Below are 14061 nucleotides of genomic sequence, written 5' to 3' on the forward strand. Positions count from 1 at the left end.
ATTGATTCTCATTTCAATTTGAAAGGGCGTTTTCAATGAGGAAAAAAACAAAGTGGTTTACGTTTCTGCAAAGCTTGGTCGTACTAGCCGCTGCTATACTCCCTTTTGTCGGTTCACAGCCTGCGTTCGCCGCAAGCCAGACGCTTAATAATGACGTGTTTTGGAAGGATACTTCCGGCAACCCGATCTACTCCCAGGGCGGCAACATTTTAAAGGTAGGCAGCACCTATTATTGGTATGGCGTAAAGTACAACGGTGCGGTCACCTATTATAACAACCCTAGCGCTAAAAACGACGATACGAGCTTTGCGGCCGTGACCTGCTATTCTTCCACAGACCTCGTGAACTGGACCTTCAGGGGCAATGTCATCACCGGGGCGACCGACGGGTCAACTTGGGATGCGGACTGGCTTGGCCGACTCGGCGTCGTGTACAACGCTACCACACAGAAATACGTCCTCGTTACGCAATATGTGGGACCTGCGGGAAGCGGGGTCGCCTTCGCCACGAGCAGCACGCCAACAGGGACGTTTGCATTTCATCATGTTCAATCGTCGATTTCCAATGTCGTCAATAACATGTCGGGAGATCAGTCTACCTTTGTTGACGACAACGGAAAGGCCTACCTGGTATTCAGCAACACGAACGGCAGAAGCCATCTTTATGTATCGGAGCTCCGCGCTTCCGACTATTTGAATATCGAGCCGGCCACGAATGTATACAACAGCAGTTCAGGCGGCCGCGAGGGCAACGCGATGTTCAAGTACAATAATACGTATTATTTATGTTCGTCCGATCTGCACGGCTGGAATGCATCGCAAACTTATTGCGTAACATCGAACAGCATCCAGGGAAGCTATACCGGCGAATTCGTGATGGACGGCACGGCCGCGGACTTCTCGCATGTCTCTCAAACCTCGATGTTCATCAAGGTTCAGGGAACCTCCGGAACGACCATTCTTTTCGGAGGAGACCGATGGAGCGACTTCGCAGGCAACGGCATTGGTTACAACCAGTGGATGCCGCTCTCGTTCAGCGGCACAACGCCTAAAATGAATTCATTGAGTCAGTTCAATATTGACGCGGCGGCGGGCACTTGGAGCGTAGGGAGCGGCAACAACTACGCGCTTAACCCAAGTTACGAAGCCGATCGGGTTTCTCAAAACGCATTGGCCGGCTGGTTAACCTGGGACAATGTGTCTGTCGATCCGAACTCGAATGTAAGCGGGGGCGCTCATAGCGGAAGGTGGTCGGCTACGCAATCCGCTACGACTGCCTATAGCGCAAGTCGCTATCAGAATCTGACCAATCTTCCTAACGGGACTTATACCCTCAAAGTTTGGGTGAAGAGCAGCGGCGGGCAGTCTACCGCGCAGATTTTTGTTAAAAATTACGGGGGATCGGAAATCGATGCCGCTATCAATTCGTCGATCGGCAGTTGGACGCAGGTGACGATTCCCAACATTCAAGTGACAAATGGCAGCGCCCAAATCGGCGTGTATTCCGTTGCGAATGCCAACAATTGGGTGCGTGTGGACGATTGGTCGTTTATTAAGAACTAGCCGGTACGTAAGTGACAGGCCCGGAGTTTCTCCGGGTCTGTTTGACGATTTGTTTTTCAAAGTAGATCTAAGGTTTTCAAAGTGCACATCCGATCGGATAGATCCTATAATAAAGAGACGACCAAGAAGGAGAGATTCTCTTGAAGCTGCTGATAATCGATGACGAAGCCCGCACAAGAGAATTGCTTCGCAAGCATATTCCATGGGAAGAGATTGGCATTACTGAAGTGAGGACCGCTCACAATGGGCTTGTATCCCTTGATATCACCTCGGATTGGCGACCGGACGTCATTCTTTGCGATGTGAGAATGCCCAAACTTAACGGAATCGGATTTGCTACGCAATATCGGAAAATCGATCCTAAATGTCCCGTGATTTTCTTAAGCGGTTATTCGGATAAAGAATTTTAAAATCGGCGATTCAATTGAAGGCGTTTACATACTTAGAAAAGCCGGTAAATCTTAAAGAAGTTCAAGATACGGTGAGAACGGCCCTCTCCGAAAGAAAGGAAGCCGAGCAAATTCAAGCAGGGGTCGATCGAAGTCTGCCCTACCTTCGTCAAGAGATGGTGCGCAAGTTGGTCACGGATCCTGAATCGATGCATGTCGAGCCTGCTTTGCAAAGTCGGGATACATTCCTGCTGCCTTTAAAGGGTCCCTATACGATCGGGGCAGCTCATTTGTATTGGAATCCCTCCGACTATCCGGAAAATCCAAAAACGACGCAGGAAAGAATACTGGACGAGATAAACGGCAACTTGAGAATACAAGAGCTTAAGGCAATTGCCGGCTTCGATTCGAAAAACCAACTGATCGTCATTGTGCCAGGCGAATACGGCAGCGCCTACCGGAATGGGCGTGAGACCATTGAAGAATTGGCTTCTATTTTAAGCGGGATCGCCGGCAAGATGATTGATCTGAGATTAGGTATCGGCCAGCCTGCACAATCGTTGCTGGATATTCCGAAAGGGTACAAGTATGCGACGCTAGCCGCGGCCCATCAATATTATCGTGACGACGCGAGGCCCTTTTTCTCGGCTGATCTGCGTGAATACGGCGAGATTGAAACAAACTGGGGGGAAATACGCAAGTTACGGGATCAATTGCGAAAAGGCGAAATCAGCGAGGCCGGCCTTATCATACAGGAGTGGACGAAACATGCCAGAAGCTGCGGAGATTTGGACGTATTAAGGTTAAAGGACTCGTATTTCCAGTTTCTCCTCGCAGCCATGGATATCGCTTTTCAGTTAGGTATCGTCAATCAACAAGAAGAGCTTGAAAGGCGATATATATGGAAGGAAATCGACCGTATCCCGAACCTGAACAAACTCGAACAATTCGTGCTGTCATTCTTGAATTCGTTTAAGGACAAGCTGGAGGACAACGAGTACTCGAATTCTAGCAAGATGCGCGAGATCGATAAGTATATTCTCTCTCATTTTCATTTGCAAGGATTTACGATTCGCTCGATCGCGGAGCATGTTCAATTAAGCGAAACCTACTTGTGCACCTTTTTTAAAAAACAACGCGGAATCACGATCAAAGAGCATATTACGGAGACGAGGGTTAATAAGGCAAAGGAATTACTAAGAGATAAGAATGCGCGGCTATACGATGTCGCATTGCAGCTTGGATTTTCGGACGCGAATTATTTCGGGACTTTTTTTAAACGGCACGTCGGTTACACACCTATAGAATACCGGGAGCGTGTGAATAAATGAAGAAGTATCGCTCTCGTTTGGCATTCAACTTTAGTATTCGCAATAAGCTGTTTTTTTCTTATGTACTCGTTATTTTAACGCCTTTAATCTTGCTGTTATTTATCCATATTACGCTGACGCAACGAGAAAGCGAAGAATCTGCGTTATCTTCATCGCGCAAAGTATTAGAAGAGACAAAGTCCTATTTGCAATACAAATCCCAGGCGATCATGGAGGCCATGAACTTTATTGCGCTTAGCGACCTCGTCCAAGAGGAAGTGAATGCGGATTCGGCGTTGTTCCTGGACGTGAACGACTGGCACCAGAGCTCGATTCAGCTCATGAAATTAATCAATCAATACCGGTATAACGACGATATCGATTCCATTCAAATCTATATGAAAAAGGGATTGGCCGGCGTAACGGAAAGCCCCGATTTTCTCAAGCTGAATAAAATCCAGAACAAAGATTGGTACGCGGAGTTCTCGGCCTCTAATGCACAGTTCGCTTGGCTTCCCTCATCGCTCATGGATCATGAAGCCGTAAACGAAGAGATCACGATTCTGCGTAAAGTGCCCAGCGAGCATAATCTTCAACAATTTAACGGCGTCTTGCGCGGAAGCGTGAAGGCGGACACGATGCAATCTGTTCTTAACCATGCGATTTTAACGCCGAATGGCGCCTCTTTTTTATTTAACGACCGCGGAGACTTGCTGAGCCAGTCCGATGGGGCTGCCTTTACGCTTGATATCATAAAAGGGATTAAGAATAAGTACTTCCAAGAAAAGACCGGCGACAGCTTTAGCAGCGAATACAAAATCCTCGGAAAACCGTATTTGTTGGGCGTCCAAAATGTGCCGGCTACGAATATGCAAGTGGCCCTGCTCATTCCATTTAAGGACATTCTGCAATCGAGCACGAAAGCGCGCAATCGAATCATATGGATTCATTTGCTTATCATTCCCTTTATGCTGCCGCTCTCCTATTACATCGCCGGTTCCGCGACGAAGAGAGTTCGTCATCTGATTCATAACGTGCGAAAAGTAAAACACGGCAATTTCTCGGTTGCCCCCCTGCCAACGAATGAAGATGAAATCGGGGAGTTGGCACGAAACATCAACAATATGGTGCAAAGCATATCGGGATTGATGGATGAAACTTATTCGCTGGGACGGGAAGTGAAAAACAAGGAATTAAAAGCGCTGCAAGCGCAGATCAATCCGCACTTTTTGTATAACACGCTCGATCTGATCAACGTAATGGCCATCGAGTCCGATGCGCGCGGGATCAAGTCAGTGGTGGACGAGCTAGCGAAGTTCTACAGACTCAGTTTATCGAACGGGCAAGAATACGTCACGCTCGAAAACGAGCTGAAGCATATTGAAGCATATATCCGCATTCAAAATATGCGATTCGGAGATAGCGTCGAGTTGGTATTGGAGGTACCCGTAGACATGTATCCTTATATGCTTCCGAAGATCTTGCTTCAGCCGCTCGTAGAAAATGCGATTCTCCACGGGATCATGGAGAAAGAGGAAGAGAAGGGCATGATCTCGATTAAGGCGAGGACCTATCAAGGGGAAGTCATCATCGAAGTGGAGGACAACGGCGTTGGAATGGATACTGAAAACGTGCCGGAACCTTCCATAGGCTACGGCGAAAAAAGCGATGGCGGAGGCTACGGCATAAGGAATATCGACGAGAGGCTGAAGCTGTCCTACGGACCGATATACGGGCTGCGGTTTGAGAGTACAAAAGGCGTCGGTACCCGTGCAATCTTGCGTTTGCCCGGTCACCGTCCGAAGAATAACAGCCCGGGAGGCGTCGCATGAGTAATTCTAGAATAGGACGATTATGCAGACGGTTCCTGATCCTATCGCTTGCGATCATTCCTTTGGCCGCGTGTTCAAGGAACGGAGAGACTATCGCCACAGATGGCAATGATACGAATCAATCGGATCATCCCGGAGAAGTAAAGCTTGTCGGTTATTTAATCGGAGAAGCGCCCAAGGGGATGCCTGCAGTCCTTGACGCTATAAACGCGAAGCTAAAAAAGGACATTAACGCAACCATCGAACTGAATTACATCGGATGGAACAACTTGACGTCCAAATACCCGACGATGCTGTCAAACGGAGAAAACATCGATTTCGTTTTCGCCGCGGACTGGAACGACTATGTGACCCAAGCCGCCCGAGGCGCGTTCTACCCTTTGAGTTATGAAATGTTGAGCAAGCATATGCCGCGGCATATGGAGAAGCTGCCTCGGGAAGCAATTGAAGCTGCAAAGGTAGGGGGAATCCCCTACATGATTCCGACCGCTTCGCCGGATCGCAAGGTGATGCTGGCCTTGTTCCGCAAGGATATTATGGCCGAATCCGGGATGACCGAAATTCGAAAGTTTTCGGACATCGAGCCTTATTTAGCAACGGTTAAAAATGACCATCCGGGCATGATTCCGCTGAACCTCGACTCTCAAAAGGATTTGCCCCTGCCCTACATGTTTCTGTTGAATGAGAAGATCGCTTGGCCCGGAGCGCCCTTCGATTCAGGAGATCCGCTGGCACAAGGCATCGTGGCCGACATGGAGGATGCATCCGGCGTATTGAAGAGCGCCGTAGACGAGCCGTTTCTCGATGTGCAGAAATATGCGGCCCGCAAGATGAAGAGCTGGTATGACGCCGGTTTTATCAATAAAAACCCGTTTGCCAACGACACGCCCAGCAAGGATAATTTCTGCAACGGCGAGTCGGGCATCGCTTTCGGCAACTCCATCGACACCGTACCGATATTCTCCACATGCAAAGAGAAGGGGATCGATGTGTATCCGTTCCCTTTGCTCACGCCTTCGGGGAAAGCCTCTCAATCAAGCTGGCTTGTCAATGGCGTCGCCATACCGGCAAACTCTAAGCATCCGGAACGGACTTTGGAAGCGCTGGACCTGATTATGGAGGATCCCTCGTATGCGTATTTGGCGTACTATGGAATTGAGGGGCAAAATTACGTAATAACCGGGAATGGTGAAATCGGACTTCCGGCGGGGGTAACGTCGGAGTCCAACACTTACCCTCCGGACGCGTCGGGTTTTTGGTTTGTGAACAAAGCCCTCTTTAGTCCGATGGAAACTTGGACGAGGGAGTACGTTGAATTACAGGGGAAAATAGATAGCTATCTGGTTAACATGCCTTATACGGGCTTCACTTTTAATTCCCAAAATTACGAATCGGAGGTAGCGAGTCTAAAGAGCATATCCACGCAATACGCACAACCGATATATATCGGCGCGGTCCATGATGTCGATGCCGCATTCGACGCGTTAACCGCCAAGTTGAACGGCGCCGGCATTGAAAAGGTTAAAACAGAGGTGCAAAAGCAAGGCAGCGCGTATTTAAAAAATAAGACGAAATAGCAGCAAACCTAAGTTACGCCCGGTGATCGCGCCGGGCGTTTTCATTTTGTCGAAAAGTTCGGGCGAAAGCGAAGGTTTTCAAAGTTATTCGTAAATCTGTCCCGTATGAGCCCCATTTCAATTTCAGTACTATAGAACAACAAAGCGTTCAACACGTACATTTCGGAGGTTTGGGGATGCAGGAATTACGTTCCAACTGGGTTTTGTATTTGATGTTCGTACCGGTCGCCGCTTATTTTATCATCTTCGCTTATATACCGATGGCAGGCATTGTCATGGCTTTCGAATCGTATACCCACCAGGGCGGCATGTTTTTCAGCGAATGGGTCGGATTCGATAACTTCCATTATTTTTTCGCTTCGGGGAAGGCTTGGCTCGTCACCCGGAACACGATAATTTACAATGTCATGTTTCTCGGCTCCTACACCGCGTTCTCTATTCTAGCCGCAGTTTTCTTGTCCGAAATTACCCGCAAGTCATTCAAAAAGCTGAGCCAGACGCTGATGTTTCTTCCTTACTTCATCTCCTGGGTCACCGTCTCCGCCTTCGTCTACAACTTCCTCAATTACGAGTACGGCATCGTGAACAAAATCCTTCATCATCTCGGCATGAATGCGCTGGATATCTACTCTAACACGAGCTACTGGTATTTCCTGCTGCCGTTCTTATACGTGTGGAAGTGGGTCGGCTACGGCAGCATTCTTTATCTGGCCGCGATCGTCGGCATCGATCAGGAGATCTACGAAGCGGCGACGATAGACGGGGCTAGCCGGGTCCAGAAAATCTCGCGGATCACGCTTCCGCTGCTGAAGCCGACGATGGTCATTCTGATTTTGCTCGGGCTTGGCCGGATCATGAGAGGCGAGTTCGACATGTTTTATCAGCTGATCGGCAATAACGGGCTGCTGATGGACGCGACGGACATTATCGATACGTTGGCCTTCCGGTCGCTCATGGGCTCTGCGGATTTCGGCATGGCGTCCTCCGTCGGCGTGTACCAATCGATACTCACGCTCATCATCATCCTGGCCGCCAATTGGCTCGTTCGCAAGTACGACAGAGACCAAGCCCTTTTTTAAAAGGCATAATCCTCGATTCCAAACTGAAAGCTGGTGCTGCCACATGAGCAACGAATTCGCAAACAGCAAGTTGAATGCCGCCCCCTTCTTCACGTTTATCTCTTATGCCATCGTATCGATCATCGCGCTCGTATGCTTGATTCCATTCGTCGTCCTGCTCGCTGGCGCTTTCTCGTCAGAAAGCGCGGTGCTTCGGGACGGATACTGGTTCTGGCCCCGGGATTTCTCGTTGGAGGCGTTCAAGTACATTTTCCGCTATCCGGGAGACCTGCTGTCAGCATACAAGGTATCGCTGATCGTCACCATCGTCGGTACGGCCGTCTCGCTCTTTGTCTCGACGATGGCGGCTTACGTCATCGGGAGAAAGGAACTGAAGCACCGCAACAAACTGAGCTTCTTCCTGTTCTTCACGACGTTATTCAGCGGAGGGCTTGCGCCTTACTATATCTGGCTAAGCAGCAATCTTCATTTAAGCAATACGTATGCGGTTCTCATGCTTGGTCCCATGTTCAACGTCATGTACATCTTGATCCTTCGAAGTTTCATCAAGGGTTCCGTTCCCGAGCCGCTGATTGAATCGGCCAGAATCGACGGAGCCGGAGAATTCAGAATCTTCCTGCAGATGGTGCTGCCGCTAAGCAAGCCGGCGCTCGCTTCCATCGGGGTGTTCACCGCCTTGGCCTACTGGAACGACTGGTGGACCGCGATGATGTTCACGTCCAAGGACAGCCTGATCCCGCTTCAATATCTGCTGTACAAAATGCTCTCTTCCATCAACCTTTCGGCCGCGATGGCGCAGCACGTTACCAGCCTGGATGCGCCAAAGGAGACATTCAAGCTTGCGATGACAGTCATCGCGACGGGACCGATCCTGCTGTTGTTTCCGTTCGTCCAGAAGTACTTCGTCAGCGGCGTTACGATCGGTGCCGTAAAAGGCTGATATTCGTACGATATAAGTTCCGCCTTCGTCTGTGGAATTTATATAGATTCAATTGCTTGGCCATTACAAGGAGGGATTCGCTTGAAATTGAAGAAAAAGAGAGTCTGGTCGATGTTGGCATTATCTACGGTTCTGGGTTTCTCGCTAACGGCATGCGGCAACAACAACAATGCATCCGAAGCTTCGGGAAGCAGCACTTCCACGTCTAAGGCAACTGAATCGGCTTCCGCTCCGGCTGGCACGGAATCGGCGGCACCTTCGAACCCAGGCATCGATCACTCGAAGGAAGTAAAGTTAGTCGGCTACTTGCTCGGCGCAGCGCCGAAAGGCATGCCGGAGGTCATGGCGGCGTTGAACGAGAAGCTGAAGAAGGACATTAATGCCACGCTTGAGATTAACTACATCGGCTGGGGCGACGTGGCCTCGAAGTACCCTTTGATCCTTGCTTCCGGCGAAAACGTGGACTTCGTCTTCGCCGCGGACTGGAATTTCTACGTGCAGGAATCGAACAAGGGCTCTTTTAAGGAAATTACAACCGACATGGTTGAAAAATACATGCCGAAATACTACGCCAAGCAAGATCCGGCCGCCTACAAAGCCGCCCAAGTGAACGGCAAGCAATACATGCTGCCGACGACGACGCCGGATAGAAAGGTCAACGTCATCGTGCTTCGCAAGGACATTATGGATAAAGCTGGCCTCGCGAACCCTACGAAGCTGTCCGAACTCGATCCTTACTTCGAGACGATCAAGAAGGATTATCCGAATATGATCCCGCTTAATTTGGACTCTCAATATGACCTGCCGACTCCGTTCGGTAACTTGGTGACCGAGAAGTTCGCTTATCCCGGCGCTCCGTCCGATTCCGGAGACCCTTCCAGCGTCGGCAACTATACCGACAACGAAGATCCGGCCGGCAAAATTCTGAGCATCACCGACGAACCGGTTCAGGGCGCATTCAAATATGCAGCCAATATCATGAAGAAGTGGTACGACGCCGGCTATGTCAACAAGAACCCGTATTCCAACAAAGTTCGCTCCAAGGATAATTTCTGCGAGAGCAAGTCGGGCGTCGCGTTCGGCAACTCGATCGACATTCAGGCGACGCTCTCTGCCTGCAAGGAAAAAGGAATTGACACGTACATCATGCCGGTGCTGTCTCCGACGGGACACGCGCCGACAGCCAGTTGGCTCAACAACGGCGTCGCCATTGCCGCAAGCTCCAAAAATCAGGAACGTGCCATGGAGGCGCTCGATCTGATCACGCAGGACGAATCCTACGTGATGACCGCTTATTACGGCATCGAAGGCAAAAATTATGTCGTCACGCCGGAGGGCAAGCTCGGGCTTCCCGAGGGACTGGCGGCCGCAGACAACACCTACCCGCCCGACGCGGCCGGCTTCTGGTTCGTTAACAAAGACTTCTTCAAGCCGAGCGTCGATTGGACCGACGCCTACATTCAACTGAATGACAAGATCAAGAGCTATCTGGCTCCTGTTACGTATCTTGGCTTTGCGATGAACTCGGATAAGAACAAAACGGAGATCGCGAACCTGAAGAACGTGTCCACGCAGTACTTTATGCCGCTGGCGGTCGGGGCGGTCAAGGACGTCGACAAGAACTTCGACTTGCTGGTAGAAAAGATGAAGGCTGCCGGCGTCGATAAGGTCAAGACCGAGCTGGAATCGCAAGCGTCCGCGTTCCTGTCGGCAAAATAAAAGCCGATCGCCATTCAATGACACTCCGTCTCTCGCCGTTCATCGGCGAGGGACGGTTTTGTCATCGGGGTTTCAGGGCATCAGAGCATCCGTTTATCAGAGCGTCAGGGAAGCCGTGCAGCCAAGAACGGGGCCAAAGAATGGACGCCGAATGTTCGCTAAACGACACCACAATCCTGGGAGGACATGCCCTTGACTGAATACAGAATCGACGCAAGCCATGACCGCAAGGCGATCCGCCGCAGCACAAGCCGAATGGGCGGGAGCAGTCCGTCGGGCGACCGACTGAGCTTCAGCAATTACTACATGGAGAAAAACGGAAAGCCCTATTTCGGTATTTGCGGGGAGTTCCACTATTCGCGCTATGACGAGAACGGCTGGGAAGACGAGCTCGTAAAGATGAAAATGGGCGGCGTGAACATCGTAGCGACTTATATTTTCTGGAACGTGCACGAGGAAATTCAAGGGGAATTCGACTGGCGCGGCCGCCGCGATCTGCGCCGGTTCATCGAGCTGTGCGGCAAGCACGATTTGTACGTCATCATCCGAATCGGTCCCTTCGATCACGGCGAGATGCGCAACGGCGGACTTCCGGACTGGCTGTTCGGCAGGCCGTTCGAGGTGCGCTCGAACGACGAGCGGTACCTCGCCTACGTGAGGCCGTTGTATGAACAAATCGGCGCCCAGGTTCAAGGCTTGCTGTTCAAGCAAGGCGGACCGGTCATCGGCACGCAGATCGAAAACGAGCATAACCACTCGGCCGCGCAGTGGGCCCTCACGACGGGCATCGGAAATCAGTGGCTGAGCCGCGGCCAAGACGGCGAAGCGCATATGCTGATGCTGAAAAAAATGGCGATCGAGGCGGGCATCGACACGCCGATCTATACGTGCACGGCATGGGGCGGCGCCACGGCTCCTGCGGAGGAGATGCTCCCGCTGTGGGGCGGATATTCTCACTGGCCGTGGATCTATTACGAACACGACCGATTCGGCGACATGAAGGAGCATCCGGCCACGCCGGAATATATCTATCGTGACAAGCACAACAACGACATGCCGAAAAGCTACAACTTCGAGCCGTTTTACAAGCCCGAGGATCACCCTTACGCCTGCTGCGAGATGGGCGGAGGCATGACGCCATTTTACAAGTATCGATTCGACTTTCCGTATATTAGCGTTCCCGCGATGACGGGCATCAAGGTTGCGGAGGGCTGCAATCTGATCGGCTATTACATGTACCACGGCGGCTCCAATCCGAAGGGGAAGCGCGACGTCTTCCTGAACGATCCGGCGACGCCCAAGATTTCGTACGATTTCAACGCCTGCATCGGCGAATTCGGACAGGTCCGGGAATCGTACCACCGGACGCGGGTGCAGCATTATTTTTACCGCACGTTCCAGGATTGGCTGTGCAGGACGAAGACGATCCTGCCCGGCGATACGTCGCGAATGGAACCGACCGACGTCGATACGCTGCGCTATGCGGTGCGGGCGACCGAGGGCTCGGGTCTCTTGTTCCTGAATAACTATCAAGATCACGCCGAGACGCACGATATGCATGTGCCGGGCGGCGTGACGGTGCGGACGGCGACGGAAGAGATCCGCTTCCCGGCCGAAGGACCGCTTGCGCTGGGCAAGGACGGTTATGCGATGCTGCCGTATAACTTCGACCTGGACGGTGTCCGGCTCAAGTACGCGATGACCCAGCCGATTACCCGCATGGAGGCGAATGGATCTATCTATTACTTTTTCTTCTCGCCGAAGGGGATGCAGCCTGAGTATGCGTTCGAGACGGCTTCGGTCGGGAGTCTCGATGCGGGAACAGCCAACATACGCGAAGCGGGAGGCCTGACGATCGTATCTCCAGCTGCGGGCGACGGCGAACCCATTCATTTGACACCATCAGGCGGCGCATCCGTTCGCGTGCTCACGTTCACGGATGAGGAGAGCCTCCATTTCTGGCAGGCGAACGTATGGGGGCGCGAGCGTGCGCTGCTTACGGACGCCATCCTGCTTGTAACTGCCGATGAAGTGAAGCTGGAAGTAACCGATAAAGAGGAGGTCACGCTTCGTATTTTCCCCGACTTCGACGGACTGGGGGACATCATCGGCGGCGAACTGCTGGAGCGGATTGAAGAAGGGTTGTTCGTATCCTATCGCTTTCGCTTGCCGCGCCGCAAGATCAATTTCGAGCTCGAGCGGGTGAACGACGACAAAGCGATTCTTACCTTTGACGAGGATGCCTTTGACGGCATCAAGGAAGCGCTGCTGCGCATCGATTATACTGGCGACATCGGCTATGCCTTCATCGACGGCGATCTGATCAACGATAACTTCAGCAACGGCAACACATGGGAGATCGGACTGAAGCGCTTTGAGGAGCGGCTGGTCAAAGAGGGGATGTATTTGTATATCTCGCCGATCCGCAAGGGCAGCACGGTGAACAGCAACACGACGATGGCCGGTTGGAGCGAGCATGCGAAGGAGACGATCGCCGAGCTGAAGTCCGTTTGCGCCGTTCCCGTTTACGAGCTTGCGCTGAAGAAGGGCTGAGCGCATGCAGCGATCTTTTTCCGAGACGAAGCAATCGTCGCCCGGCGAGCAAGCATCATCCCTTGTTTACGAAGCGATATATCGAGGCATGCCCTCTGTGGTCCTGGAGACGGATCAAATACGTGCCGAACTGATCCCGGGAATCGGGGCCAAGATCGTCTCGCTGGTCTACAAGCCGACGAAAAGAGAATGGCTTATAGACGCCGGTACACGCGAGCTTCGCAGGCTGACATCCGCATCTTCATTCGGAGAGGCGGACCTGAGCGGCTGGGACGAGTGCTTTCCGACGGTTTCGCCTTGTCCGGGAGATGAGGAGGGGAAGCTTCGGTTGCCGGACCATGGCGAAGTATGGCCGCTGGCCTGGGCGCGCGTAGTCGGCGCAGACAGCGTATCCTGCTCGGCGAGCGGCATTGCGCTGCCGTACCGGCTCAGTCGAACGATCGTCTTCGAAGCGGCCGACACGATGCGGTTGAATTATTTCGTCGAAAATTCGGGCAGTGACGCGCTGCCGTTTCTGTGGGTGCCGCATCCGCAGTTCATCGTTCCGGAGCCGACTCGCATCATGCTGCCGTCCGCGGTCCGCGAGATGCTCTGCGTATTCGGCGGAGATTCCCGTCAGGCCGGGAAGCGATACAGGTGGACGGGAGAGTCGCTCGTACTGCCAGCGCAAACAGGCGATGGACGCAAATTCTACGTGCCGGGCCAATTGGCGGAGGGATGGTGCGGCTTGGTCGGCGAGTCGAGCGGCGACTGGCTGCGGATGGACGTGAATCCGCAGTCGGTGCCCTATCTGGGCGTCTGGATCGACGAAGGCATCGTTAACGACCGAAATGTCATTGCGCTCGAGCCGTCGATCGGTTATTACGATTCGCTCGACCGCGCGATTGCGAACGGAACCGCCGCGGTCGTACAACCGGGCGGCTCGTGCGAATGGTCGCTGAGGCTTCGACTCGGTACGGGCGGAATCACTTCAGGCTTCGCCGAATAGTAGCTTCGTTTTGACACTTAAAACATCGATGGGGGTTGCCTCAGGCAGCCTCTTTTGACGTGTCGGAAAACAATAAATCACTGCTACATCTTGACGCTTTTCGGAAACTTGC

Annotated in this window: 10 protein-coding genes; all 10 read left to right on the forward strand. The window is 52.2% G+C overall.

Translation table 11 applies throughout. The features are described from left to right. Positions 1 to 35 precede the first annotated feature (35 nt). Positions 36 to 1562, forward strand: coding sequence for a family 43 glycosylhydrolase (locus ACFOTD_RS12335; RefSeq protein WP_378119063.1), 1527 nt, complete (start codon positions 36 to 38; stop codon positions 1560 to 1562). A 140-nt stretch (positions 1563 to 1702) separates the two neighbouring features. After that, the gene (locus tag ACFOTD_RS12340) at positions 1703 to 1972 is read left to right on the forward strand and encodes a response regulator (protein ID WP_378119065.1); all 270 of its coding nucleotides are present in this window, start codon (positions 1703 to 1705) and stop codon (positions 1970 to 1972) included. A gap of 14 nt (positions 1973 to 1986) precedes the next feature. Then, positions 1987 to 3282: a helix-turn-helix domain-containing protein gene (locus ACFOTD_RS12345; protein ID WP_378119066.1), complete on the forward strand. Its 1296-nt coding sequence runs from the start codon at positions 1987 to 1989 to the stop codon at positions 3280 to 3282. Then, the gene (locus ACFOTD_RS12350; protein WP_378119068.1) at positions 3279 to 5093 is read left to right on the forward strand and encodes a cache domain-containing sensor histidine kinase; all 1815 of its coding nucleotides are present in this window, start codon (positions 3279 to 3281) and stop codon (positions 5091 to 5093) included. The genes ACFOTD_RS12345 and ACFOTD_RS12350 overlap by 4 nt, the downstream gene beginning before the upstream one ends. Continuing rightward, positions 5090 to 6670: an ABC transporter substrate-binding protein gene (locus tag ACFOTD_RS12355; protein ID WP_378119070.1), complete on the forward strand. Its 1581-nt coding sequence runs from the start codon at positions 5090 to 5092 to the stop codon at positions 6668 to 6670. Before ACFOTD_RS12350 ends, ACFOTD_RS12355 begins: the two co-directional genes overlap by 4 nt. Positions 6671 to 6846: 176 nt before the next feature. Beyond that, positions 6847 to 7749 carry an ABC transporter permease gene (locus tag ACFOTD_RS12360; RefSeq protein WP_378119072.1) on the forward strand — a complete coding sequence of 301 codons (903 nt, stop codon included), beginning with the start codon at positions 6847 to 6849 and terminating at the stop codon, positions 7747 to 7749. Positions 7750 to 7792: 43 nt separating this feature from the next. Then, entirely contained in the window at positions 7793 to 8689 is an 897-nt protein-coding gene (locus ACFOTD_RS12365; RefSeq protein WP_378119074.1) for a carbohydrate ABC transporter permease, read from the forward strand. Positions 8690 to 8770: 81 nt separating this feature from the next. Further along, on the forward strand, positions 8771 to 10408 hold the full coding sequence (locus tag ACFOTD_RS12370; RefSeq protein WP_378119076.1) for an extracellular solute-binding protein: 1638 nt from the start codon (positions 8771 to 8773) through the stop codon (positions 10406 to 10408). A gap of 192 nt (positions 10409 to 10600) precedes the next feature. Then, positions 10601 to 12961: a beta-galactosidase gene (locus tag ACFOTD_RS12375; protein WP_378119078.1), complete on the forward strand. Its 2361-nt coding sequence runs from the start codon at positions 10601 to 10603 to the stop codon at positions 12959 to 12961. A gap of 4 nt (positions 12962 to 12965) precedes the next feature. Then, entirely contained in the window at positions 12966 to 13949 is a 984-nt protein-coding gene (locus ACFOTD_RS12380) for an aldose epimerase family protein (RefSeq protein WP_378119080.1), read from the forward strand. The last annotated feature ends 112 nt before the right edge of the window (positions 13950 to 14061 follow it).

It is taken from the genome of Cohnella sp. GCM10012308 (assembly GCF_042649185.1).
In the GTDB taxonomy this organism is placed as follows: Bacteria; Bacillota; Bacilli; order Paenibacillales; family Paenibacillaceae; genus Cohnella.

What these genes read in the sequence shown, in the direction of transcription:
- ACFOTD_RS12335 (WP_378119063.1), top strand. Translation starts at nt 36, where the DNA reads ATGAGGAAAAAAACAAAGTGGTTTACGTTTCTGCAAAGCTTGGTCGTA.
- ACFOTD_RS12350 (WP_378119068.1), top strand. Translation starts at nt 3,279, where the DNA reads ATGAAGAAGTATCGCTCTCGTTTGGCATTCAACTTTAGTATTCGCAAT.
- ACFOTD_RS12355 (WP_378119070.1), top strand. Translation starts at nt 5,090, where the DNA reads ATGAGTAATTCTAGAATAGGACGATTATGCAGACGGTTCCTGATCCTA.
- ACFOTD_RS12360 (WP_378119072.1), top strand. Translation starts at nt 6,847, where the DNA reads ATGCAGGAATTACGTTCCAACTGGGTTTTGTATTTGATGTTCGTACCG.
- ACFOTD_RS12365 (WP_378119074.1), top strand. Translation starts at nt 7,793, where the DNA reads ATGAGCAACGAATTCGCAAACAGCAAGTTGAATGCCGCCCCCTTCTTC.
- ACFOTD_RS12380 (WP_378119080.1), top strand. Translation starts at nt 12,966, where the DNA reads ATGCAGCGATCTTTTTCCGAGACGAAGCAATCGTCGCCCGGCGAGCAA.